At 67.6% G+C, this 23,782-nt stretch carries 22 protein-coding genes; 7 read left to right on the forward strand and 15 right to left on the reverse strand.

All coding sequences use genetic code 11. From position 1 onward, the window contains the following. From eno to WB794_RS03470, 4 genes are read right to left on the reverse strand one after another with little or no spacing between them, the layout of a single operon-like run. Entirely contained in the window at window positions 1-1,290 is a 1,290-nt protein-coding gene (gene eno, locus WB794_RS03455; RefSeq protein ID WP_337334446.1) for a phosphopyruvate hydratase, read from the reverse strand. After that, window positions 1,287-1,634: a hypothetical protein gene (locus WB794_RS03460; RefSeq protein ID WP_337334447.1), complete on the reverse strand. Its 348-nt coding sequence runs from the start codon at window positions 1,632-1,634 to the stop codon at window positions 1,287-1,289. The genes eno and WB794_RS03460 overlap by 4 nt, the downstream gene beginning before the upstream one ends. Before the next feature lie 6 nt (window positions 1,635-1,640). Continuing rightward, window positions 1,641-2,471 (reverse strand): 3-deoxy-8-phosphooctulonate synthase, encoded by an 831-nt coding sequence (gene kdsA / locus WB794_RS03465; protein ID WP_337334448.1) that lies wholly within the window; start codon window positions 2,469-2,471, stop codon window positions 1,641-1,643. Further along, window positions 2,471-4,162, reverse strand: coding sequence for a CTP synthase (locus tag WB794_RS03470; protein WP_337334449.1), 1,692 nt, complete (start codon window positions 4,160-4,162; stop codon window positions 2,471-2,473). Before WB794_RS03470 ends, kdsA begins: the two co-directional genes overlap by 1 nt. Before the next feature lie 268 nt (window positions 4,163-4,430). Here WB794_RS03470 and WB794_RS03475 point away from each other — a divergent pair, with 268 nt between their 5' ends. Then, window positions 4,431-5,606 (forward strand): thiolase family protein, encoded by a 1,176-nt coding sequence (locus WB794_RS03475; RefSeq protein ID WP_337334450.1) that lies wholly within the window; start codon window positions 4,431-4,433, stop codon window positions 5,604-5,606. A 75-nt stretch (window positions 5,607-5,681) separates the two neighbouring features. Here WB794_RS03475 and WB794_RS03480 read toward each other — a convergent pair whose 3' ends face one another. The 3 genes from WB794_RS03480 to wrbA form a co-directional block, all read right to left on the reverse strand. Further along, the gene (locus tag WB794_RS03480) at window positions 5,682-6,443 is read right to left on the reverse strand and encodes an NYN domain-containing protein (RefSeq protein WP_337334451.1); all 762 of its coding nucleotides are present in this window, start codon (window positions 6,441-6,443) and stop codon (window positions 5,682-5,684) included. A 78-nt stretch (window positions 6,444-6,521) separates the two neighbouring features. Continuing rightward, window positions 6,522-7,319: a 3-hydroxybutyrate dehydrogenase gene (locus WB794_RS03485; protein ID WP_337334452.1), complete on the reverse strand. Its 798-nt coding sequence runs from the start codon at window positions 7,317-7,319 to the stop codon at window positions 6,522-6,524. Between the two features lie 204 nt (window positions 7,320-7,523). After that, window positions 7,524-8,117: an NAD(P)H:quinone oxidoreductase type IV gene (wrbA, locus tag WB794_RS03490; RefSeq protein WP_337334453.1), complete on the reverse strand. Its 594-nt coding sequence runs from the start codon at window positions 8,115-8,117 to the stop codon at window positions 7,524-7,526. Window positions 8,118-8,382: 265 nt separating this feature from the next. On the opposite strand from wrbA, the gene WB794_RS03495 reads away from it, so the two are divergent. Then, entirely contained in the window at window positions 8,383-9,294 is a 912-nt protein-coding gene (locus tag WB794_RS03495) for a LysR family transcriptional regulator (RefSeq protein WP_337334454.1), read from the forward strand. Window positions 9,295-9,342: 48 nt separating this feature from the next. Here WB794_RS03495 and WB794_RS03500 read toward each other — a convergent pair whose 3' ends face one another. Further along, on the reverse strand, window positions 9,343-10,212 hold the full coding sequence (locus WB794_RS03500) for an AraC family transcriptional regulator (RefSeq protein ID WP_337334455.1): 870 nt from the start codon (window positions 10,210-10,212) through the stop codon (window positions 9,343-9,345). A gap of 97 nt (window positions 10,213-10,309) precedes the next feature. On the opposite strand from WB794_RS03500, the gene WB794_RS03505 reads away from it, so the two are divergent. The 5 genes from WB794_RS03505 to WB794_RS03525 all read left to right on the forward strand — a co-directional run bounded on the left by WB794_RS03505 (window position 10,310) and on the right by WB794_RS03525 (window position 17,323). Further along, entirely contained in the window at window positions 10,310-11,062 is a 753-nt protein-coding gene (locus WB794_RS03505; RefSeq protein ID WP_337334456.1) for a hypothetical protein, read from the forward strand. Between the two features lie 241 nt (window positions 11,063-11,303). After that, entirely contained in the window at window positions 11,304-13,367 is a 2,064-nt protein-coding gene (locus WB794_RS03510) for a hypothetical protein (RefSeq protein WP_337334457.1), read from the forward strand. Window positions 13,368-13,511: 144 nt separating this feature from the next. Then, entirely contained in the window at window positions 13,512-14,510 is a 999-nt protein-coding gene (locus WB794_RS03515) for a chymotrypsin family serine protease (protein ID WP_337334458.1), read from the forward strand. A gap of 77 nt (window positions 14,511-14,587) precedes the next feature. Beyond that, window positions 14,588-14,992, forward strand: a complete 405-nt coding sequence (locus tag WB794_RS03520; RefSeq protein WP_337334459.1) for a hypothetical protein — start codon at window positions 14,588-14,590, stop codon at window positions 14,990-14,992. 258 nt (window positions 14,993-15,250) lie between these two features. Then, on the forward strand, window positions 15,251-17,323 hold the full coding sequence (locus tag WB794_RS03525) for a hypothetical protein (protein ID WP_337334460.1): 2,073 nt from the start codon (window positions 15,251-15,253) through the stop codon (window positions 17,321-17,323). A 179-nt stretch (window positions 17,324-17,502) separates the two neighbouring features. On the opposite strand, the gene hisIE is transcribed toward WB794_RS03525, so the two are convergent. Genes hisIE through hisD form a run of 7 tightly spaced genes read right to left on the reverse strand, consistent with a single transcriptional unit; the run spans window position 17,503 to window position 23,780 of the window. Continuing rightward, window positions 17,503-18,138: a bifunctional phosphoribosyl-AMP cyclohydrolase/phosphoribosyl-ATP diphosphatase HisIE gene (gene hisIE / locus WB794_RS03530; protein WP_337334461.1), complete on the reverse strand. Its 636-nt coding sequence runs from the start codon at window positions 18,136-18,138 to the stop codon at window positions 17,503-17,505. Next, window positions 18,128-18,904, reverse strand: coding sequence for an imidazole glycerol phosphate synthase subunit HisF (gene hisF, locus WB794_RS03535; protein WP_337334462.1), 777 nt, complete (start codon window positions 18,902-18,904; stop codon window positions 18,128-18,130). The genes hisIE and hisF overlap by 11 nt, the downstream gene beginning before the upstream one ends. Beyond that, window positions 18,898-19,680 (reverse strand): 1-(5-phosphoribosyl)-5-[(5-phosphoribosylamino)methylideneamino]imidazole-4-carboxamide isomerase, encoded by a 783-nt coding sequence (gene hisA / locus WB794_RS03540; RefSeq protein WP_337334463.1) that lies wholly within the window; start codon window positions 19,678-19,680, stop codon window positions 18,898-18,900. Before hisA ends, hisF begins: the two co-directional genes overlap by 7 nt. Continuing rightward, window positions 19,677-20,276 carry an imidazole glycerol phosphate synthase subunit HisH gene (gene hisH / locus WB794_RS03545; protein WP_415926635.1) on the reverse strand — a complete coding sequence of 200 codons (600 nt, stop codon included), beginning with the start codon at window positions 20,274-20,276 and terminating at the stop codon, window positions 19,677-19,679. Before hisH ends, hisA begins: the two co-directional genes overlap by 4 nt. Beyond that, on the reverse strand, window positions 20,276-21,394 hold the full coding sequence (hisB, locus tag WB794_RS03550; protein ID WP_337334465.1) for a bifunctional histidinol-phosphatase/imidazoleglycerol-phosphate dehydratase HisB: 1,119 nt from the start codon (window positions 21,392-21,394) through the stop codon (window positions 20,276-20,278). The genes hisH and hisB overlap by 1 nt, the downstream gene beginning before the upstream one ends. Further along, window positions 21,391-22,470, reverse strand: coding sequence for a histidinol-phosphate transaminase (gene hisC / locus WB794_RS03555; RefSeq protein ID WP_337334466.1), 1,080 nt, complete (start codon window positions 22,468-22,470; stop codon window positions 21,391-21,393). Before hisC ends, hisB begins: the two co-directional genes overlap by 4 nt. Next, window positions 22,467-23,780, reverse strand: a complete 1,314-nt coding sequence (gene hisD / locus WB794_RS03560) for a histidinol dehydrogenase (RefSeq protein WP_337334467.1) — start codon at window positions 23,778-23,780, stop codon at window positions 22,467-22,469. The genes hisC and hisD overlap by 4 nt, the downstream gene beginning before the upstream one ends. Window positions 23,781-23,782: the final 2 nt, after the last annotated feature.

Here is a 23,782-nt window from a genome sequence, read left to right on the forward strand (position 1 = left end):
TCATCCTCGCGCCAGGCTCACGAAGGCGTCGCGCCCCGCGTAGCGCGCCTTCGCACCCAGCGCCTCCTCGATGCGCAGGAGCTGGTTGTACTTGGCCACGCGATCGGAGCGGCACAGCGAGCCGGTCTTGATCTGGGTGGCCGTCGTGGCCACCGCGATGTCGGCGATGGTGGTGTCCTCGGTTTCGCCGGAGCGGTGCGAAACGACGGCGGCGTAGCGATTGGCATCGGCCATGGCGATGGCCTCCAGCGTTTCGGTGAGGGTGCCGATCTGGTTGACCTTGATGAGGATGGCGTTGCCGATGCCCTTGTCGATGCCCTCGCGGAAGATCTTCGGGTTGGTGACGAAGAGATCGTCGCCCACCAGCTGCACGCTGCCGCCCAGGCGCTCGGTCAGGAGCTTCCAGCCGTCCCAGTCGTTCTCGGCCATGCCGTCCTCGATGGTGACGATCGGGTACTGGCGCGCCCAGTCGGCAAGGAAATCGACGAATTGCTCGGAGGAAAGGCGCTTGCCTTCGCCGGTCAGGATGTACTTGCCCGCATCGAAGAACTCCGAGCTGGCGACATCCAGCCCCAGCAGCACGTCGTCGCCGGCGCGGAAGCCGGCCTCGCCGACGGCTTCGAGAATGACCTCGATCGCCTCGACGTTGGACACCAGGTCCGGCGCGAAGCCGCCCTCGTCGCCCACCGCGGTGGACAGCCCGCGACCCTTGAGCACGGATTTGAGCTCGTGGAATATCTCGGTGCCGGCGCGCAGCGCCTCGGAAAAAGAGTCGAAACCCACCGGCAGGATCATGAACTCCTGCATGTCGACGTTGTTGTCGGCATGGGCACCGCCGTTGATGATGTTCATCATCGGCACCGGCAGTACCACGTCGCGCCCGGGCGCCAGGTGCTGCCACAGCGGCACGCGGCGCGAGGCTGCCAGCGCATGCGCATTGGCCAGCGACACGCCCAGGAGCGCGTTGGCACCGAGGTTGCCCTTGTTGTCGGTGCCGTCGAGCTCGATCAGGCGCGCGTCGAGGCCGGCCTGGTCGGCGGCGTCGAACCCGACCAGCGCGCTGGCGATGGGGCCGTTGACGTTGGCCACCGCCTTGCGCACGCCGCGGCCCAGATAGCGCGTCTTGTCGCCGTCTCGCAGCTCCACCGCTTCGCGCGTGCCGGTGCTGGCACCGGAGGGAACCGCGGCACGGCCGAAGCTGCCGTCGGCGAGGGTGACTTCGGCTTCGAGGGTGGGATTGCCGCGCGAGTCGAGGATTTCGCGTGCGTGGATGGTCTTGATCGTGCTCATGGCCCAAATACGTCAGGTCGGATGGAAAGGTAGATGCTGCGGCGGCGCTGTTCTTCGGCGCGCGCCTCGCGCCGCTCGCGCCGCCAGGCGGGGATGCCCACCGCCAGCAGCGCCAGCGCCACGGAAACCGGGAGGACGGCACCTTGGCGCGCCAGCGCCTGGACATGATGCAGCGCCAGGGGAAGCGCCACCAGTCCGATGATGAGGAAGAGCAAGGCATCGCGCCGCAGGGCATCGACCCGCCGCGCGAGCGCGGCGGCCTTCAGCTCCAGCAGCGCCAGGTGTACGTCGCGGCCCGTGGGCGCTGCGGCCGGTATTTCCTTCGCTCCCGCGTCGTCATTCACCGTTCGTCATTCCTGTTCGAGCAGGCCGGCGCGCTTCACCACCGCATCCAGTTCCTGCAGCGTTGCCAGCAGTGCTTCCATGCGCCCCAGCGGCCAGGCGTTGGGGCCGTCGGACAGCGCCTTGTCGGGATCGGGATGGGTTTCCATGAATACGCCGGCCACGCCGGCTGCGATCGCGGCGCGCGCCAGCACCGGCACGAATTCGCGCTGCCCGCCGCTCTTGCCGTCCGCACCGCCCGGCAGCTGCACCGAGTGGGTGGCGTCGAACACTACCGGGCAGCCGGTGTCGCGCATGACGCTGAGCGAACGCATGTCCGAAACGAGGTTGTTGTAGCCAAAGCTCGCGCCGCGCTCGCACACCATGATCCGGCGGTTGCCGGTGGATGTCGCCTTGGCCGCGACGTGCTTCATTTCCCACGGCGACAGGAACTGTCCCTTCTTGATGTTGACCGGCCGGCCGGCGCTGGCGACCTTGAGGATGAAATCGGTCTGCCGGCAGAGGAAGGCCGGGGTCTGCAGCACGTCGACGACGCTCGCCACCTCGTCCATCGGGGTGTATTCGTGCACGTCGGTGAGCACCGGCACGCCGATCTGGCGCTTCACTTCGGCCAGCACCTTGAGGCCTTCCCCCAGCCCCGGCCCGCGGAAGCTGGTGCCCGAGGTGCGGTTGGCCTTGTCGAAGCTCGACTTGAAGATGAAGGGAATGCCAAGCCGAGCGGTGATTTCCCTGAGCTGCCCGGCGACGTCGAGCTGCAGCTGCATCGACTCGATCACGCAGGGGCCGGCGATCAGGAAGAACGGCCGGTCCAACCCGACCTCGAAACCACAAAGATCCATCAGGCGGCTCCCGGCGCGGCGGCCGATTCAGTGGCATGGACGGGTTCGACCGCGGCCTGCGCGGGTGCGCTCTTCAGGCGGTACGCGGTCTGGATGAAATCCACGAACAGCGGATGCGGATCGCGCGGCGTGGAAAGGAACTCGGGATGGAACTGCGCGGCGATGAACCAGGGGTGCTCGGGGATTTCCACCACTTCGGCCAAGAGGTCATCCATGGATTTTCCGGAGAACGACAGGCCCGCCTCCTTGAACTGGGTGCGGTAGTGGTTGTTGAACTCGTAGCGGTGGCGATGGCGTTCGGTGATGACCTCGGTGCCGTAGATCTCGCGCACCCGCGAGCCGTACTTGAGGCGACACTCCTGCGCGCCCAGGCGCATGGTGCCGCCCAGGTCGGACGCTTCGGTACGCTGCTCCACGGCCCCGGCCGAAGTGCGCCACTCGGTGATGAGACCGATCACCGGATCGGGCGTATCGCGGTCGTTCTCGGTGCTGTTGGCCTGCGGCAGGCCGACCACGTTGCGGGCGAACTCCACCACCGCCGCCTGCATGCCGTAGCAGATGCCGAAATAGGGAATCCCGTTCTCGCGCGCGTGACGCGCGGCCATCACCTTGCCCTCGAAGCCGCGGTCGCCGAAGCCGCCGGGCACCATGATGCCGTCGACCCCGTCGAGCAGGGCCAGGCCTCCGGTTTCCAGCGCCGCCGCCTCGATCCAGCGCAGGTTGACGCGCACCCGACCGGGCAGGCCGCCGTGCTTGAGCGCCTCGGACAGCGACTTGTAGGCATCGCGATGGTCGATGTACTTGCCCACGATGGCGATGGTGACTTCGCCGGCGGGATGCGCCATCGCATCGACCACCTGTTCCCAGTCCGACAGATCGGCCTCGCGCGCACCGTTGAGGTGCAGGCGCTCGACCACGATCCGGTCCAGGCCCTGGCGCTGCAGCCACAGCGGAATCTTGTAGATGTTGTCCAGGTCGATCAGGTTGATCACCGCCGGTTCGGGCACGTTGGTGAACAGCGCGATCTTCCGCCGCTCGCCTTCGGGCAGCGGCTGCTCGCTGCGGCACAGCAGGATGTCCGGCTGGATGCCGATGGAGCGCAATTCCTTCACCGAGTGCTGGGTCGGCTTGGTCTTGAGCTCGCCGGCCGCCGCGATGTAGGGCACCAGGGTCAGGTGCATGAACAGCACCTTGTCCGATCCACGCTCGGTGCGGATCTGGCGGATGGCCTCGAGGAAGGGCAGCGACTCGATGTCGCCCACCGTACCGCCGATCTCCACCAGCGCCACGTCGAAGCCCTCGGTGGCGATGTCGATGCGGTGCTTGATCTCGTCGGTGATGTGCGGGATCACCTGCACGGTGCCGCCGAGGTAGTCGCCGCGGCGCTCCTTGCGGATCACGTTGTCGTAGATGCGCCCGGTGGTGACCGAATTGCGCCGCGTCATGCGGGTGCGCACGAAGCGTTCGTAGTGGCCAAGATCCAGGTCGGTCTCGGCCCCGTCGTCGGTGACGTAGACCTCGCCGTGCTGGAACGGGCTCATCGTGCCCGGATCGACGTTGATGTACGGGTCCAGCTTCATCAGCGTGACCTTCAGGCCGCGCGATTCGAGAATGGACGCAAGCGAAGCGGCGGCGATGCCCTTGCCAAGCGAGGACACCACGCCGCCGGTGACGAAGATGAGCGGAGTCATGGGAGACGAATACAGCCGGAAAAGAGGATTCTATCGGCTGGCGGCTGGTTGCGCGAATCCACGCTGCGGGACGCGCTGCCGCAGCGCAGTAAAATATCTTTGAAATCAATTGTTTCGCGAACTTCCCGCACAAAATCTCGCGACACCGCCCGGATCGCCGGACGAGGCGCGACTGCGGCCGATCCGCGCGCACAGTCGCGCTTCTGCCAGAATAGGCGTTCCCTCCCGCAGGCCTCCCGGGGCCTGCCCACTCTCGCAGGAGTCCACCATGAGCGACGTCGTCATCGCCGGTGCCAAGCGCACCGCCATCGGATCCTTCCTCGGCCAGTTCACCGGCGTACCCACGCCCACGCTGGGGGCCACCGCGATCAAGGCGGCGCTCGAACACGCCGGCATCGCGGCCGACCAGGTGGACGAGGCGATCATCGGCTGCGTGCTGCCCGCAGGTCTGGGCCAGGCACCCGCGCGCCAGGCGGCGCTGGCCGCCGGACTGCCGAGCGCGGCCGGCTGCACCACGATCAACAAGGTCTGCGGCTCGGGCATGAAGGCCATCATGTTCGGCACCGACCTGATCCGCGCCGGCTCCGCGAAAATCGTCGTGGCCGGCGGCATGGAGTCGATGACCAATGCACCGCACCTCCTGAACGGCTCGCGCACCGGCATCCGCTACGGCAACGGCGAGCTCGTCGACCACATGGCCTGGGACGGCCTGACCAATCCCTACGACGGCAAGTCGATGGGCGTATTCGCCGACGCCACCTCGCAGAAATACGGATTCAGCCGCGAGGACCAGGACGCCTTCGCCGCGGAAAGCGTGCGCCGCGCGCTGGCCGCGCAGGCTTCCGACGCCTTTGCCGCCGAAATCGCTCCGGTGGTCGTTGCCGGCCGCAAGGGTGAAGTGAGCTACGCCAACGACGAGCAGCCGGCACGCTGCAGCATCGAAAAGATTCCCACCCTGCGCCCGGCCTTCAACAAGGACGGCACCGTCACCGCCGCCAGCTCGTCGAGCATTTCCGACGGCGCGGCGGCCGTGGTGCTCCTTTCCGCCGACGAGGCCAAGGCGCGCGGCGTCACGCCGCTCGCCCGCGTGGTCGCGCACGCCGGGCACGCGCAGGCACCGGAGTGGTTCACCACCGCGCCCGTGGCCGCCATCCGCAGCGTGCTGGACAAGGCCGGCTGGAAGGTCGAGGACGTGGACCTGTTCGAAGTGAACGAAGCCTTTGCCTGCGTGGCGATGGTACCGATCAGGGATCTCGGCATTTCGCACGCGAAGCTCAACGTCAACGGCGGTGCCTGCGCCCTGGGCCACCCGATCGGTGCCACCGGCACCCGCCTCGTGGTCACCCTCCTGCACGCCCTGATCCGCAGCGGCGGCAAGCGCGGCGTGGCGTCGCTGTGCATCGGCGGCGGCGAAGCCACCGCGATCGCGATCGAGCGGATCTGACCGGCCACCACCGGATGCGGGAACGGCAGCCTCCGGGCCGCCGTTTTCGTTTCTCCGACAGCGGCGCGACGGTGCCTAGCGCTCGCCCGGTTCGGCCAGGCTCACCCACCAGCCGCCGCCCTCGGCCTTGCCCACGCGCAGCAGGTCATAGGTTCTGAGCATGTCCAGAAGGCCGCTGTGGCCGTAGGTCTTCGGCGTGAAGGAGGAATCGGTGCGGCGCAGGTAGTTGCCGAGCGCGCCCAGGTCCACCTGCCCGTCGGACGAGCTTTCGGCCAGCATCGCGACCGCATCCACGACGCTCATCGGCCGGCGCTTGGCCTGTGACCGGGATTCGGGCTCAGGCTTCTTTTCCACCGGACTGCCGGGCCTGGACCCTGCTCTGGGATCGGGTGCGGACTCGGGCGCGGGCGACCACTCGAAGAAATGATCGGCGGCATTGCGCAGCGCCTCGGGCGTCTTGGCCTCGCCCACGATGCACATCAGCGAGCCGCGCTCGCGCAGCTTGCGGCACAGGTAGGCGAAGTCCGAGTCGCTGGTCACCAGGCAGAACACTTCGACCCGCTCGTCGAACAGCAGCTCCATGGCATCCAGCGCCAGGGCGATATCGGCGGTGTTCTTGCCGCCGGCGTACTGGTACTGCAGGCTCGGAGTGAACGCCTGTTCGACCAGCTTGTCGCGCCACTTCCCGCCCAGGGTGCCGGCGTTTCCGTAGCCGCGGCGCACCACGACGCGGCCAAACTGCGCGCCGAACCGGAGCGCGGATTCGATGATCTCGGGCTGCACGTTGTCGCAGTCCACCAGGACCGCGACGCGTGCTTCATCACTGCTCTTACCCACGGGAATCCTCCGGCAAGCCACCAGCGCCCATCATACGTGGGACGCCTGCCCTGACCCGCAGCCGGACCGCAGGACGGCCTATTGCGCCGTCCACCCGCCGTCGATCGGCAGCGAAACGCCCGTCATGGTCGCCGCGGCATCCGAACACAGGAACACCGCCAGCGCGCCGATACCGGCGGGCGTGGTGAACTCGGTCATCGGCTGCTTCTCCGACAGCAGCTGCTGCTTGGCCTGATCCACGGAAACGCCGGCCTGCTGCGCGCGCGCCTCGATCTGCTTTTCCACCAGCGGCGTGCGCACCCAGCCCGGGCAAATGGCGTTGCAGGTGATGCCGGCGTTGGCCAGCTCCAGCGCGGTGACCTTGGTGAGGCCGACGATGCCGTGCTTGGCCGCGACGTAGGCGACCTTGTTCACGCTCGCCACCAGACCATGCACCGAGGCGGTGTTGATGATCCGACCCCAGCCGCGGCGCTTCATGCCCGGCAGCGCCGCCTTGATGGCGTGGAAGGCCGCCGAAAGATTGATCGCGAGGATCGCATCCCAGCGGTCTTCGGGAAATTCATCCACCGGCGCGGTGTGCTGGATGCCGGCGTTGTTGACCAGGATGTCGAGACGACCGAAGCGGGCCTCGGTGTCCTGGACCATCCGGCGGATGTCGTCCGGCCGGCTCATGTCGGCACCCGAATACCCGACGTCCACGCCGTAGGTGCCCGTCATGGCCTGCCGGATCCTTTCGATATCCGCCGCATCGCCGAAGCCGTTGAGCATCACGTTCGCACCGGCGGCGGCGAACGCTTCGGCCACGCCGTGACCGATGCCGCTGGTGGAGCCGGTGACCAGTACGGCCTTGCCCTTGAGCATGTGATTGATTCCCATTGGATTTATCATGAACCGGACTGACAGGGCGTGGCCCGTCCGCGCGCCTGCATCAGGCAGGGCAGCGCGCGTGCCGCCGCGTCCGGCCACCACGATGGCGGCTCGATCACGCCCTGCCAAGTGCCCGAAAGTACAACGGCCCGGCTCCTGTGGGGAGCCGGGCCGTGATTCATGGCCTGGTGGACACGATCGGATCGCGTGTTTTCAGCCGCGCAGCTTGCCCGCCACTTCGACCAGGCGACGCGCCTGATGGCCGATGGAAGCCTTCTCGTCCTCGCCGAAAGGCTGGCCCTGGGTGTGGCTGTACCCATAGGGATTGCCGCCGGTCTTGAAGATCACGGGATCGGTGAATCCCGGGGCCACCACGATCGCGCCCCAGTGGATGGCCGTGGCATAGAACGAGAGCAGCGTGGCTTCCTGGCCGCCGTGCGGGTTCTGCGCCGAGGTCATGCCCGAGATCGCCTTGTTGGAGAGCTGTCCCTGGGCCCATACGCCGCCGAGGGTATCGATGAAGGCGCGCATCTGGCTGGCCATGTTGCCAAAGCGCGTCGGAGCCGAGATCAGGTAGGCGTCGGCCCAGGCCATGTCTTCGGCGGTCGCCGTGGCAATACCCGCGGTGGCTTCGGCGTGCGCACGCCACGGATCAACCCCGGCCACCACGCTGGCCGGCGCGGTTTCCGGCACCTTCAGGAGGCGCACTTCGGCCCCGGCGGCGCGCGCCGCCGCGGCGGCGATTTCGGCCATCTCGTAGTTGGTGCCATAGGCCGAGTAGTAGACGACTGCCAGCTTGACGCTCATGTTGTTTCCTTTTTTATCAATATGATGTCAGGTGTTTCTCGTGTTTTACCTTGCGACGGTGGCCGGCCTGCGACAGCTGCCCTTGCCACCCGCCGACTTCTCCGGGATACCGCCGCTGCGCGAATCGGCCGATGCGGCAGGCCGTCGCCGCCGCGCCGCCCGGGAGGCTCCCGCCGTCGGAAACAAGCATGGTATCGACAGCATTGGACGTGATAAATACGACATTTCAACAGCGACAATCCCGTTTTCGGGATAATCCCCGCGCATGACGCCGCTTCCCCTGCACGCCAACGACCTGATCCTGTTCGCCCGCATCGTGGAGGCCGGCAGCTTCGTCGGCGCGGCCGAAACCACGGGCCTGCCCAAGGCCACACTGTCGCGGCGGCTTGCGCATCTGGAAGACGCCCTGGGCGAACGTCTTTTGCAGCGCAGCACGCGCCGGCTGGTGCTGACCGAGTTCGGCGAGCGCATGCTCGAACACGCGCGACGCCTGAGCGAAGAGGCGCAGGCGGCCAGCGTTTTCGCCCAGCATCGGCGCGACGAACCGCAGGGCGTCCTGCGCGTCTCGCTGCCGCCCGAGTTCCGCGAACTATCGATCGTGGAGATCATCAGCGGCTACGTCCGCGCCTTTCCCGCCGTGCGGCTGGATCTGGACCTTTCGTCCCGGCGCGTGGACCTCATCGCCGAGCGCTACGACATCGCGGTGCGCGCCGCCGAGCGGCTTCCGGACGACAGCACCCTGGTGGCCCGCCCGATCAGCGTCCTGCGCAGCGGCCTCTACGCCAGCCCCGACTACCTTCGCCATCATCCGCCCATCACTACACCCGATAACCTGCACGACCACACCGGGCTGATGCTGGCCAGCGCAGGCGGCGAGCGCCAGGCCTGGCGGCTGACCCATGCGGACAGACGCTGGAACGGCCTGCCCCGCCACACCCTCAGCGCCAACTCGCTGGGTCTGCAGCAGGCGCTGGCCGAGGAAGGTTTGGGTATCGTGGCGCTGGGCGAACGCTTCGCCCGCGAGCGCCTGCAGGCCGGGCACCTGGTGCGCGTACTGCCCGACTGGTCGGCCCCATCAACGACCGTCTGGTGCGTGACGCCCGGCCGCCACCTCCTGCCCCGCCGCACCCTCGCCTTCATCGAACACCTGCGCGCGGTGCTGGGGAAAGCCGACTGAGGGTTTGCTTGGCGGTGCCGCCGCTGCGACGCCGGCCCGGCCTGCCGCCTAGCCCTCTGCCGCCAGCCGGGCCAGCCATTGGCGCGGGGATACGCCAAGCTTGGCCGCAAACGCCCGCGACAGGCCGGAGGAGCTGGCGTAACCGAGTTCGGCCGCCAGCCGCTTGATCGAATCGCCCTCGCGCAGGCGCGCCTGCACCAGGACCATGCGCCAGTCCGCCAGGTAATCGATCGGGGTCTGGCCCACCGCTTCGCGGAAGGCCGCGGCAAACGCGGTGCGTGACATGCCGGCGCGCTCCGCCAGCCGCTCCAGCGTCCAGGGCTCGCCGGGCGCATCGTGCATGGCGGTCAGCGCACGGGCCAGGCGCACATCCGACATCCCGCAGATGAAGCCCGAGCGCACGCCCGCCTCCTGCGGGTGATCCAGCAGCCAGCGCAGCAGCTGGATGAGGACCACCTCGAACAGCCGATCGACCAGAAAGCGGTGCCCGCAGCGCACCCGATCCGCCTCGGAGAACAGCAGCTCCAGCGCCAGATCGAGGCCGGCGACGCGCGCCAGCGGCAGCACCACCAGCGGCGGCAGCGCGCGCACGAGGGGACTGCCGACGCCGCCTTCGAAATCCAGCCGGGCACAGGTCAGGTCGGAACCTTCCGCCGGCGGATTGTGGAAGCGATGGGTCAGCGGCCGGGGATAGAACAGCAGCGTCGGCTCGTCCAGGCGCAGGTGCCCGGGCACCTCGTGCGCGTGCGGATGGCTGACTTCCAGCCTGCCGCGCCGCAGGACGTGCAGGTATCCGTGCCCGTGGCTGGCGTCGAAGTGGCTGATTCCACACAGCATTCCCGAGTGGTGCAGGTGCGCCTGCACCCGGAAGCGCTGCAGGATGCCGGACAATCGATCGATGGAGGGCGGCGCGCTCATCGTACTAATTGATATGTCTTGTGCACGAACGGAACCCAATCGTACCACCGAGCGGCCTACAGTTTCTCTCGCCACCCACCCCCAAAAGGAGCACCCGATGACACCCCTGAACACCGCCCTCGCCCTGGCGCTTGTCGCCAGCGGTTTTGCCACCTCGGCCATGAGCCACGAAGCCGCCCACCACGGCGGCCTTGCCTCCGAGCCGGCCGATGCCGTGCGCGCGCCTTTCGACATCGTCCACACCAAAATCACCACGCAAGGCAACGTGGCGACCTTCCACATGGCCGTGTCCGGAAACGCCGGCGAATCCCGCCCCAGCGCATCCGGCAAGCTTGCCGGCAGCACGGTGTTTTCCTACGTGTGGCCAACGACCCTCGATTCCGCCCTGGTCGGGTTTGAGCCCAAGGCCGGCATCCTCGCCTTTGCGGTGACCGCGCATCCGGACTTCGACGACACGCCGCTGTTCGACGAGAACGGCGACGGCAATCTCGACAACGACGGCAACCTCTGGCATTCGCACTGGGTCGTACTGCAGCCCGATGACGCCTGCGGCGACGGCGCGCTCAAGGTCGTGGACATTCCGGAAGGCAGCAAGCCGCGCCTGCCCAAAACCTGGCCAGGCCTTCCGATCCTGATCGACAGCCCGGGCTGGAGCCCGACGTTCCAGCAGGGTTCGGTCGAGGTCCGGGTGCCGTTCGACGATATCGGCGCGGTCGAGGCCGCGACGTTCGACGGCGTCACCGCCGCGCTGCGCGTCAATGCCAGCGTGCACAACCCGCTGCTGTGCGTGGTCGACGTCTTCAAGGTGGCCTCGGGCGACCTGTCGCTGCCCGCCGCGGTCAACCAATAGGGAACCTCGAAAAATCGACGTCATTCCGGCGAAAGCCGGAATGACGCGAATCGGGAGTTTTTCGAAGCACCAGTGGGCTTCTTCCGGGATGACGGCAGGCAGATTTTCCAGCAGTGGGCTGATACCCGGCACCCTTCAGGAAAAACTCCACCTGCCCCATCCGGGGAATGGACGGGCCGGCGCGCGTGGGCTAGCCTCCCGGGACGGGGGAGCTCATTTGCCGCTTGCGGAGGTATTTACCATGGTCCCGATTCTTTCGTCCCGGCTGCCGCAGCGCAGCGTTTTCGCCCGCTTTTTCCTCGTTTCTCTCTGCGCCCTGCTGCTCGCCGCGCTTCCGGCCGTGGCCCGCGCCGAAGCGCCCTACGTTCCGATCCAGCCGGGCCACAGCGCGATGTGGTTCGACCCGGCGCGCGGCGGCGAGGGCTGGATCGTCGGGATTTTGTCCGACGAGGCCGCGGCGCTGTACTGGTTCACCTTCGACGACGAGGGCGAGCCGCGCTGGCTGGAAGGCGTGGGCCGCATCGTGCGCGATCCGGGCGGCGATTCCATCGTGTTTTCCGAACTGATCGCCCCGCGCGGCGGGCGCTTCGGCCCGGACTTCGATCCGGCGCAGGTGGTGCGCGAGGTGAAGGGCAGCGCGGTGATCTCGTTTTCCGACTGCCAGCACGGCCGGGTGGCGTTTTCCGCCTTCGGCAAGAGCGGCGATTTTCCGCTGACCCGGCTGACGCGCACGATGGCCGCGGGCTGCGGGCCGATCCACGGCACGCCGGGCGAGCCGGTGCGCGCCGAGGCGGGCCAGAGCGGCGGCTGGTACGACCCGGCCTACAGCGGGCAGGGCTACGTGCTGACCTGGCTGGCGAACGGCAGCGCGGCGCTGGGCTGGTTTACCTACGATCCGGAAGGAAACCCGTACTGGATGGTGGGCACGGGCGAGGTGGAAGACGACCGGCTGGTGTTTCCGGAACTGTATTCGGCGCGCGGCGGCCGCTTCGCGGAGGCCTTCGATCCGGCGCAGGTGGAGCACACGCCGTGGGGCCGGGTGGAGCTGTCGCTGGGCTGCGACAGCGGCGCGGCGGAATACGAGGCCACGGCCCCGGGTTTCGGCACGGGCCGGTTCGACCTCAACGTGCTGGCGCGGCTGGCGAAGCCGGCCTGTCCGTGGGTGAAGCCGACGCTGACGGATTTGTATGACATCACCCTGACCCACCTGCCGACGCCGGTGCCGCAGAATCCGCCGCCCGGCACCAGCAGCGGCAACCTCATCGCCGTGCATGGCGTGGCCAACGACGGCACCGTGGTGGGGACCCGGAAGGTGAATCAGGGCGTGTCGGTGGGCTACAGGCCGGTGCGTCTGCGGCCTGGTGAAACGGACTGGCAGGATGTGTACTCGATGTTCGTCGATGGCCTGGTCTTCGTATCCGAAGATGGCGAGCAGATGCTGATCGACCGAAAAACGGGGGGGGCTGCCTTTATCCGGGGTGGTGTGATCGTGCCGATGCCGGGCCTGGAGAGCCCGGGGCAAACCGGGATCGTCCGTCCATCGACCGATTTTTCCCATGCGGTGATGCAGGTGGCGGCACCCTCGCCATCGGGCGGTACGATTCGGAAATCATGGATCTGGAGCGAAGCCCAAGGCATGCGGGAATTGCCGACGACGGACGAGATGCCGGGCGCCACTGCGCGATGCGTATCGAACGATGGCAGTCTGGTGGTCGGATCGAATAGCGGGATTTCTTGGCCAGGCGCCCCTGCATGGGCTGTGCGGTGGCAGGAGGAAGGCGATCCCCGTTATCTTTTTGACGCGGAAGGGGTGCCGCTTGCAAACATAAGTGCGTGCAGCGGCGATGCTCGCATCATATATGGAACCTTGCCGGTAGAGACGGATGAAGATGGCACGGTGTACGGTTTGCCTGGTTTCATTGGTGGAAATGGCATCAGTGGCGTTCTTGGGATCATCTCACCCAGTGAGGAAAGGCCGTTTGGCTGGCAGCACGTGGCCAATCATGTTTCTTCGGATGGCACGTTTGCGGGAGGGGCTTACCGTTCTCCCGAGATGATCGGAAGCCTGCCAAATGGCGGCTCGGCATGGGGTGCCTACCTCTGGACACAGGATACCGGCCCCGTGCTGTTGACCGAGGTGCTGGAGGATCTGGGGCTGGCACCTGAATGGCCGTCGATGTGGATTACTGCGATGTCACCCAGTGGAGAGTATCTGGTGGTGACGACGGGCGAGATTTTCCAGCGTTCTGATATCGGCACGCCCTCTACGATGCGTTCGGCGCTGGTCAGACTGGAAATAAAATAAGCAAGTGGCGCTGCGCCTTGTTTGGATGCTCCGTGGTGCAGCTTGGCGGCAAGTTAGATCAATTGAATGATGTTCTGCGGAAATTGTCCGCATGACCAAGCGGCATCTTCGGGTGCCTTGTATCAGCCGTAAAGGAGTAACGACATGAAACATTTGATGAAAATGTACATGAGGCGCGCCTTGGTGGTTGCTATTGTTGGTGCTGGCATATCACTTGCCGGTGCGTCTGATCTGCCTGGGCAGCTTTCCGCTTCCGATGGGATGCTGGCCCAGGTAATGGCATTGCATAGCCTGGACGAACGCGGCGCGATCGAGCGCCTCGCCGCCGAGGAGGCGGCGACGGATCTTTATCATCGCGTCCAGGGGATGAATATTCCCGGCTATGCCGGCGCGTGGTTCGATGCCGATTCGCAGAAGTTGCACGTGGCCTTGAGCGATATGGCTCTGGCGGAAATGCTGTCGAAGTTCGGGGCCGCGCCGGTTCAGGTGGCGTGGTCGCTTGCCGAGCTGGAAGGGGTGCAGCGGATGATAGGGGGTGGCGAAAGCGGGCTGGGTCCGGCAGAGCTACGCAAGTTGTACGTGGACCCGCGCACCAACCGGGTGTTCGTCGGCGTGGTTCCCGGTCAGGCGGATGCGGTGAGCGCGCGCTTGTCGGCCTATGCGGACAAGGTGGAGGTTCATGAGGTTCCCCACACCGTCACGCTCACCGCCGATATCCGCGCTGGCGACGGCACCCGCAACAAGACCTGGGAAACGCTTCACGGTGGCATATGGCCGTGTACCATCGGTGCCTCGGTGGAAAACGGCTTTTACACGGCGGGGCACTGCGTCGATGCCGGCAACGTGCTGACGACGCCGGCGGGAACGACAACGGTTGGTCAAGCACAGCTTTCGGCCTACCCACCGGCCTCGTCCACCATTCATGACGTGGCCTGGGTGAAAGGTGCCACCGGCTGGACGCCGAAGCCCAAGGTCAATGGCTACAGCGATGGAATCATTTCCGTACCGGCCAAGTGGGCCGGAACAGCTACAGCCCCCATCGGTGTATCCGTATGCCGCTACGGGCAGACCTCGGGCGGGCCGCATTGCGCGTGGTCAATGCGCTCAATGTCAGCTCGTGGTTCGGGACGTACTCCATCGTAGATATGACAAAAGTCTCAGGAGGGTGCAGCAATGATGGTGACTCGGGCGGCCCGTGGCTGACTGCATCAGGTAGGCAAATGCAGGGCACCACGATTGGCGCGTCGGATACCAATACGTGCCCGCTATCCACTGATTTCACTTACTTCCAGCCTTTCAACGACCATATCTCCGCCTACGCAGGAACCGCTGGAAGCCTGCTGACCGCACACGGTGCCGCTTCTCCCACCGTCTCGGCCTTCCTGTGCCCCGACATGACGCAAAGCGGCTTGGGAACCTTCATCTGCCATTTCGGCCATTACAATTCCCAGGGGGTGACCAGCGTGAACTGGACCAGTTCATACATCACGTGGACCGGAGATGAGGTGGCGTATGGAACCTGCACGCAATTCGACACCGTATCGGTAAAACTCACCGTCACCAATCCCTATGGCTCGTACAGCCAGACCAAGTCCTTTGCCTGCCCGATGGGGCCGATTCCGTGAGCGAATTCCTGAACAGGCCGGCTTTCGCATGAAGAATCGGGCGCAGGGTGTTTTTCCCTGATTAGCCCCATCTCTTAGCCACCCTCCCCCTTTCCCCGCCGGCGGCGGGGAAAGGGAACTTGCCAGCCCAATGCCAGCGGAGATTCGAGGCCGACAGGAAAATCCTGTCTTCCCTATGCGGGGAATGGACGGGCCGGCGTGCGTGGGCTAGCCTCCCGGGACGGGGGAGCTCATTTGCCGCTTGCGGAGGTATTCCCCATGGCCCCGATTCTTTCGCCCCGGCTGCCGCCGCGCAGCATTTTCACCCGCTTTTTCCCCATTCTGCTCTGCGCCCTGCTGCTCGCCGCGCTTCCGGCCGTGGCCCGCGCCGAAGCGCCCTACGTTCCGATCCAGCCGGGCCACAGCGCGATGTGGTTCGATCCGGCGCGCGGCGGCGAGGGCTGGATCGTCGGGATTTTGTCCGACGAGGCCGCGGCGCTGTACTGGTTCACCTTCGACGACGAGGGCGAGCCGCGCTGGCTGGAAGGCGTGGGCCGCATCGTGCGCGATCCGGGCGGCGATTCCATCGTGTTTTCCGAACTGATCGCCCCGCGCGGCGGGCGCTTCGGCCCGGACTTCGATCCGGCGCAGGTGGTGCGCGAGGTGAAGGGCAGCGCGGTGATTTCGTTTTCCGACTGCCAGCACGGCCGGGTGGCGTTTTCCGCCTTCGGCAAGAGCGGCGATTTTCCGCTGACCCGGCTGACGCGCACGATGGCCGCGGGCTGCGGGCCGATCCACGGCACGCCGGGCGAACCGGTGCGCGCCGAGGCGGGCCAGAGCGGGGGCTGGTACGACCCGGCCTACGGCGGGCAAGGGTATGTTCTGACCTGGCTGGCGAACGGCAGCGCGGCGCTGGGCTGGTTCACCTACGATCCGGAAGGAAACCCGTACTGGATGGTGGGCACGGGCGAGGTGGAAGGCGACCGGCTGGTGTTTCCGGAACTGTATTCGGCGCGCGGCGGCCGCTTCGCGGAGGCCTTCGATCCGGCGCAGGTGGAGCACACGCTGTGGGGCCGGGTGGAGCTGTCGCTGGGCTGCGACAGCGGCGCGGCGGAATACGAGGCCACGGCCCCGGGTTTCGGCACGGGCCGGTTCGACCTCAACGTGCTGGCGCGGCTGGCGAAGCCGGCCTGCCCGTGGGTGAAGCCGACGCTGACGGATTTGTATGACATCAGCCTGACCCACCTGCCGACGCCGGTGCCGCAGGACCCGCCGCCCGGCTTCGGCAGCGGCAACCTCATCGCCGTGCACGGCGTGGCCAACGACGGCACCGTGGTGGGAGTCAGAAAAATAAACTACGGCTCGAATTACGGTTCGATCATGGGCGACAGGCCGGTGCGCCTGCGGCCGGGCGAATCGGACTGGCGGGACATGTACGACATGTTCGTGGTCCGCAGGGTCTTCGTGTCCGGAGATGGCGAAGAGATGCTGTTCAGCCGAATGACCGGCGGCCCCGCGTTTATCCGGGATGACGTGATCGTGCCCATGCCCGGTCTGGAAAATCCGGGGAAAAGTGCCATCCTCGGCACGGTGGCTGATTTTTCCCGTGCCGCGGTGCGGGTCGAAACGCCCGCGCCATCCGGCGGCACGATGGCGAAATACTGGACCTGGAGCGCAACCCAGGGCATGAGGGAGTTGCCGACGGCGGAGGATCTGCGCGGCACCGCGAAGTGTGTATCGAGCGATGGCGACGTGGTGCTTGGGCTGGACCGCGAGCTCCTCGTAGGCGGCGACAAGGCCTGGACGGTGCGCTGGATAGGGGCGGGGCTTCCACACTATCTGACCGACGCTGCCGGCAACCGCATGGCCAGTTTGGCCGCGTGCAGCGACGATGCCGGTATCGTTTATGGGGAGGTTCCTTACGAGACCGACGAAAGAGGCCGGATAAGCGTTCTTCCAGGTTATTTCAGGCGCGATGGCATCAGCGGACACCTGGGCCTGATTCATCCTTCCGAGGAGTCGCCGCATGGCTGGCAGCATGCAGTCCACCATACCTCTGCCGATGGCGCGCTTGCAGGAGGCACGTACCGCTCCCCGGCAATGATCGGCACCCTGCCGCGCGGGGGCTCGGCCACGGGCGCACTGCTCTGGACCCAGGATACCGGTCATGTGCTGTTGACGGAGCTGCTGGCGGGGCTGGGGCAGGCACCCGACTGGCCATCGATGTCCGTCGCCGCGATATCCCCCAGCGGGGAATACCTGGTGGTGACTACGGGGGTAATACCCCAAGGTTCCGAGATCGACTCGCCTTCAACAATGCGATCGGCGCTCATTCGACTGGTGAAGAAGTAGACGGGCGGGGCATTGTGATTTCCCTGTCCGATTCCTTGAGGGAGCACCGCGACACTTTCCCGGCCCTGTCGCAGAGTTGTTCCGGACAGCCGCCTGCACGGGCATGATGGAGCAGGAAACTTGCGGAGCAGGACTCCAGCGCTTCCACCGGCATCGGCAGCGAGCGGGCTGCCGGTGCCCTACTTCACCGTCTCCGAAGCCGCGTGGCGGCGGGCCAGGGTATCGCGCGCCTCGTCCAGCGAGAGGCCGGCGGCGCGCAGCAGCGCGATGAGGTGATACAGCAGGTCGGCGGCCTCGTTGCGCAGCTCGTTGGCGTCGCCCGTGGCGGCCGCAAGCGCGGTTTCCACGCCCTCCTCGCCCACTTTCTGCGCGATGCGCTTGATCCCGGCTTCGAACAGGCGGGTGGTGTAGCTGCCTTCCGGCAGTTCGCGCTGGCGCTTTGCGATGAAGGCGTCGAGCGCGCCGAGGAAATCTTCGGGCGCAGCGGCAAAACAGCTCGTCCGGCCCAGATGGCAGGTCGGGCCATCGGCTTCGGCCTGGATCAGCAGGGTGTCGCCATCGCAATCGGCTTCGATCGCCCGCAGATGGAGGAAGTGGCCGGAGCTTTCGCCCTTGGTCCACAGTCGCCCCTTGCTGCGGCTGAAGAAGGTCACCCGCGCGGTGGCCAGGGTGATCTCCAGCGCCTCGCGGCTCATGTAGCCCAGCATCAGCACCCGGCGGCTGGCGGCGCCCTGCACGATGGCGGGAATCAGGCCAGCCTGCTTGTCCCAATCCAGCACGGATGGATCGAACGAATCGTAACCCTCAGACGACATTGCGCACCTCCACGCCGGCCTCGGAAAGCCGCTTCTTGAGTTCGGGAATGGCCACCGCACCGGCGTGGAACACGCTGGCCGCCAGCGCGCCATCCACATCCGCCTGCCTGAACACCTCGATGAAATGCGCGATCACGCCGGCACCGCCCGATGCCACCAGCGGCACGCGGCACAGCGCGCGCGCGGCGCTGAGCTGCTCGGTGTCGTAGCCCCCGCGCACGCCGTCCGAGCCCATGCAGTTGAGCACGATCTCGCCGGCACCGCGCCGCTGCGCCTCGACGATCCAGTCGAGCGTGCGGCGCGCGTGGGTGCGGGTGGCATCGGGATCGCCAGTGTGGCTGCGCACCCGCCATTGGCCGTCGTCATCGCGCAGGCTGTCGATGCCGACCACGACGCACTGCACGCCGAAGGCTTCGGCCAGTTCGGTGATGAGCTCCGGGCGCTCCAGCGCCGGGGTGTTGATGGAAATCTTGTCGGCCCCGGCGTGCAGCACGGCGCGCGCGTCCGCGACCGAGCGGATGCCGCCGGCCACGCAGAACGGAATGTCGATCAGCCGCGCCACGCGCTCGATCCAGGCCCGGTCCACGCTGCGGCCCTGCGGACTGGCGGTGATGTCGTAGAACACCAGTTCGTCCGCGCCCTCGTCGCGATAGCGTGCCGCCAGCTCCTCGATGCCGCCCATGTCGACGTGGTCGCGGAAGCGCGTCCCCTTGACCACGCGCCCCTCGCGCACGTCCAGGCACGGAATGATCCTTCGGCTCAACATGCGAGGGCATCCTTGAGGTTGATCCGCGCTTCGAGCAGCGCCTTGCCGAGGATTGCTCCGCCGCAGCCCACGGCGCGCGCGGCGGCGATATCGGCCGCGTCACGCACGCCGCCGGAGGCCTGCACCGCGACGTCTGGAACACGTGATACCAGATGCGCATACAGCTCGAGATTCGGCCCGGCCAGCATGCCGTCGCGGCCGATGTCGGTACACAGCAGGTGCGCGAGGCCGGCACCGGCGTAAAACACGGCCAGCTCGTCCAGGCTGCGCCCGGAGCTTTCCGTCCAGCCGTGCAGGGGCAAACGCCAGGCGGCGTCGATGAAGCGGGTATCGAGCGCCACAGTGATGCGCTCGCTGCCGAAGCGCGCGACCCAGCCCGCCACCGTGTCCGGCTCGCGCACCGCGAGGCTGCCGATCACCACGCGCGCGGCACCGGCATCGAGCACCCGCAGCACGTCATCGGCGCTGCGGATGCCGCCGCCGGTCTGCACCTTCAGCGAGGTGCTGCGGGCGATCGCATCCAGCAGCGGCGCAAGCGTGTAACCGCCCTCGCGCGCGGCGTCCAGATCGACCAGATGCAGCCACTGCGCACCCTCGGCGGCGTAGCCCCGCGCCTGCTCCAGCGGCGTCGCCGGGTACGTGGTCTGCTGCGCGTAGTCGCCCTGCTTCAGGCGCACCACCGCGCCATCGCGCACGTCGATGGCGGGATAGGGGGTGAAGCGGGGATTGGGGATTGGCGATTGGGGATTCGTGAGAGCGGGGTTTTGGGTGCTCATGCGCAGCCGCTCCTGATGAAGTTTTCCAGCAGCCGCGCGCCGGTGGTGCCGGAGCGTTCGGGATGAAATTGTGCGCCGGCCACGTTGCCGCGCTGCACCAGCGCCGCGAACGGCACGCCGTGCGCGCTGGATGCCACACAGTCCTCGGTGACGGGCGCGGCATAGCTGTGCACGAAATAGCACTGCGCGCCCGCCTCGATGCCTGCCAGAAGCGCGCTGTCGCGGCGGATCACGAGGCGGTTCCAGCCCATGTGCGGGATGCGCACGCCGGGCGCTTCGGGGAGCTTCGCGACGCGGCCTTGCAGCAGGCCCAGCGTTTCCACCCCACCCTCTTCGGACGACTCGAACAGCAGCTGCATCCCGAGACAGATGCCGAGCAGCGGCTGCTGCAGCGTGCGCAGCGTTTCGACCAGGCCCAGCTCGCGCAGTCTCGCCATCGCCACGTCGGCCGCGCCCACGCCGGGCAAAATCACGCGCTCGCTGGCGCGGATCGCCTCGGCGTCGGCGGTCACGACGGCGTCCACCCCGAGCCGATCCAGCGCATAGCGCACCGACCCGATATTGGCCCCGCCCGAGTCCACCAGCGCCACGCGCATCACAGCGCCCCCTTGGTGCTGGGCAACTCGCGCCCTTCGCGCCGGATCGCCTGGCGCAGGGCGCGGGCGAAGGCCTTGAAGCAGGCTTCGACCATGTGGTGCGCGTTCTCGCCGCGCACCGCGAGATGGAGGTTCAGGCCGGCGGACTCGCACAGCGACGCGAAGAAGTGCGGCACCAGCTCGGTCGGAAGATCCCCGACCCTTTCGCGCGGGAACGCGCCGTCGAAGACGAAATGCGGGCGGCCGGAGAAATCCAGCGCGGCGCGCGCGAGGCTCTCGTCCATCGGCAGCACGATGCCGCCGCGCAGCGGATCGACTTCGCCGCCGCCCTCGCCGGCCTGTTCGGCGGCGGCACCGTAGCGGCCGATGCCGCGCTTGTCGCCGATCGCCTGGCGCAGCGCGGCACCGAGCGCGAGCGCGCTGTCCTCGACGCTATGGTGCTCGTCGACGTGCAGATCGCCCTCGCAGCGCAGCGCAAGGCAAAACCCGCCGTGCTTGCCGATCTGGTCGAGCATGTGGTCGAAAAATCCCAGTCCGGTGGAGATCTCGTCGGACGCGACGCGGTCCAGGTCCAGCGCCACGCGAATCCGGGTTTCCTTCGTCGTGCGCGTGACCACGGCCACGCGCGGCGCGTCCACCAGCGCGTGCGCGATGGACTCCCAGGTTTCCAGCCCCGGGCCGAGCCTGAAGCCGCGAACGCCCAGGTTGGCCGCAAACGCGATGTCGGTATCGCGGTCGCCCACCATCGCCGAACCCGCCAGATCGATGGATCGATCGCGCAGGTAGTGCAGCGCCAGATCGATGCCCGGCTTGCGCGTGGGTCGGTTTTCGTGCGGCAGGCTTTCGTCGATCAGCACTTCGCGAAAGCCGATTCCCTGCGAGGAAAACACCTGCATCATCAATTCATGCGGGCCGATGAAATCCTCGCGCGGAAAGCTCGCGGTACCCAAGCCGTCCTGGTTGGTGACCATGACGAACTCGAACCCGGCGTCGCGCAGCCTGAGCATCGCCGGAATCACGCCGGGAACGAAGCGCAGCTTGTCGTAGGCATCGATCTGGCAATCCTCCGGCTCCTCGATCAGGGTGCCGTCGCGGTCGACGAAGAGGATGCGGGTCATGCGGCGACCTCCATATCGGTGAGTGCGGCGATCACGGCGTCGTTTTCCTGGCGTGTTCCGATGCTGATGCGCAGCGCATCGCCGAGCTGCGGCGCGCCGCGCTGGTCGCGCACCACCACGCCGGCGGCAAGCAGGCGCTCGAACGCAAGCTGTGCATCATCAAAACGCGCCAGCAGGAAGTTGCCCTGCGAGGCATACACCCGGCGCACGCCGGGCAAGGCGGCCAGCCGCGCAGACAGCCGCTCGCGCTCGGCGCGCAGCTGCGCAATGCGTTCGCGCGTGCGGGCCAGCGGTGCGGGCTGCAGCGCCGCCAGCGCCAGATCGACGCTGGGCGTGGGCAAGGGATACGGTGCCTGGCAGTTGCGCAGCACCGCGATCAGCTCGGGCGCGGCGATCAGGGTGCCGATGCGCGCGGCGGCCAGCGCGTGGGCTTTCGACAGCGTGCGCAGCACGGCGAGGTTCGGATGCGCGGCCAACAGCATCGTGGCGGAAGGCACCTCGGAAAACTCGCCATAGGCCTCGTCCACGACCACCACGGCCCTGCCGGCAAGGCGCGAGGCGAGTGCGGCGATATCGGCCAACGCGATGGCTTCACCGGTCGGGTTGCCGGGCGAGCACAGAAACACCAGGTGCGCGCCCCGCGCTTGGGCGGCATCGCCGATGGCGGCAAGATCAGGCGAAAATCCGTCCGGCCCATCGACCAGCGGCACATCCACCAGCGGCGCATCCTGCAGGCGCGCGCTGACCGCATACATGCCGAACACGGGCGAGGACACCACCACGGCATCGGCCTGCGGGCGACACAGGGCGCGCACCAGGAGGTCGATGGCTTCGTCGCTGCCGCGCCCGATCAGGAGACGCTCGGGCGCGACGCCGTACAGCGCCGCCAGCGCCTGCCGCAGCGGCTCGGGCTGGGGCGCGGGATAGCGGTTGCTGCGGCCATCCGCATCCATCGGGTTGGGCCAGGGATTTTCGTTGGCGTTGAGCCAGATCGTCCCGCTGGCACCGGCCCTTCGTGCGGAACCGTAGCCGGCGAAGGCGCGCAGGTCCGGGCGCACCAGATCGAGCAGGCTCATGGTGCACCTCCGATCCGGGCCAGGCGTCGCGACACCGCCTGCGCGTGCGCTTCGAGCCGCTCGGCCCGTGCCAGCGTCACGGCGTCCGGGCCGATGGCCCGCAGCCCCTCCGCGCTGACTTCCTGCACCGAAATCGCCTTCTGGAAGCTCGCGACCGAAACACCGCTCCAGGCACGCGCCGCGCCGTAGGTCGGCAGCACGTGGTTGGTGCCGCTGCAATAGTCGCCCAGCGCCTCGGGCGCGTAATCGCCCAGGAAGATCGAACCGGCGCTCGTCACCGCATCGAGCCAGCGGCGCGGCTCGCGCACTGACAGGATCAGGTGCTCGGGCGCGTAGGCGTTGGAAATCTCGATGGCCTGGGCGATGTCGCGGGTGCGGATCAGGCGCAGATTGTCGAGCGAGCGCGCCAGGATGGCCGCACGCGGCAGGCCGGCCGCCTGCGCCCGGATCTGCACGGCGACGGCGTCGAGCAGCGCCATGCTGTCGGAAAGCAGGATCGCCTGCGAATCGGGGCCGTGCTCGGCCTGCGACAGGAGGTCGGCCGCAACGAATTCGGCGTCCGCCTCGGCATCGGCAATCACCAGCACTTCCGAAGGTCCGGCCGGCATGTCGATGGCCGGACCGCCGGGCGCGGCCGACACCTGGCGCTTGGCCTCGGTGACGTAGCCGTTGCCCGGGCCGAACAGCTTGTCGCAGCGCGGCACCGCGCCCGCTCCTTGAGCCATCGCCGCGATGGCCTGCACCCCGCCGAGGCGGAACACCCGGGTGATGCCGCAGGCCTCGGCCGCCACCAGGACGGTCGGATCGACCGTGCCGTCGGCGCGCGGCGGCGTGCACAAGATGACTTCCGGACAGCCGGCCAATGCGGCGGGCACGCCCAGCATCAGCGCGGTCGAAGGCAGCGGCGCGGAACCGGCCGGCACGTACAGGCCAACCCGCCGAATCGGCCGCAGCACGCGCTCGCAGCGCACCCCCGGCGCGGTGTCCATGGCATAGGGCGCGGTCATGCCGGCGGCGTGGAAGCGCTCGATGCGCGCCTTGGCGGCGAAAATGGCCGCGCGCAGCGGCTCGGACACCTCGCGGCGCGCGCGCTCGAACGCCTCGGGCGAGACGCGAAAATCTTCCAGCTCGCAGCCATCGAAGCGCACGGTCAGCTCGCGCAGCGCGGCCTCGCCGTCGTCTCGCACCCGCGCGATCAGCGCCGCCACGGCCTCACGCAGCGCGGCGTCGTCGGCCAGCGCCGGGCGCTGCAGCAGCGCGCTGCGCGCGCTCTCGGAAAGTGCATTCCAGTCGGAGACGAAAAGGTTCATCG

Source organism: Denitratimonas tolerans, assembly GCF_037203605.1.
GTDB lineage: Bacteria > Pseudomonadota > Gammaproteobacteria > Xanthomonadales > Xanthomonadaceae > Denitratimonas > Denitratimonas tolerans.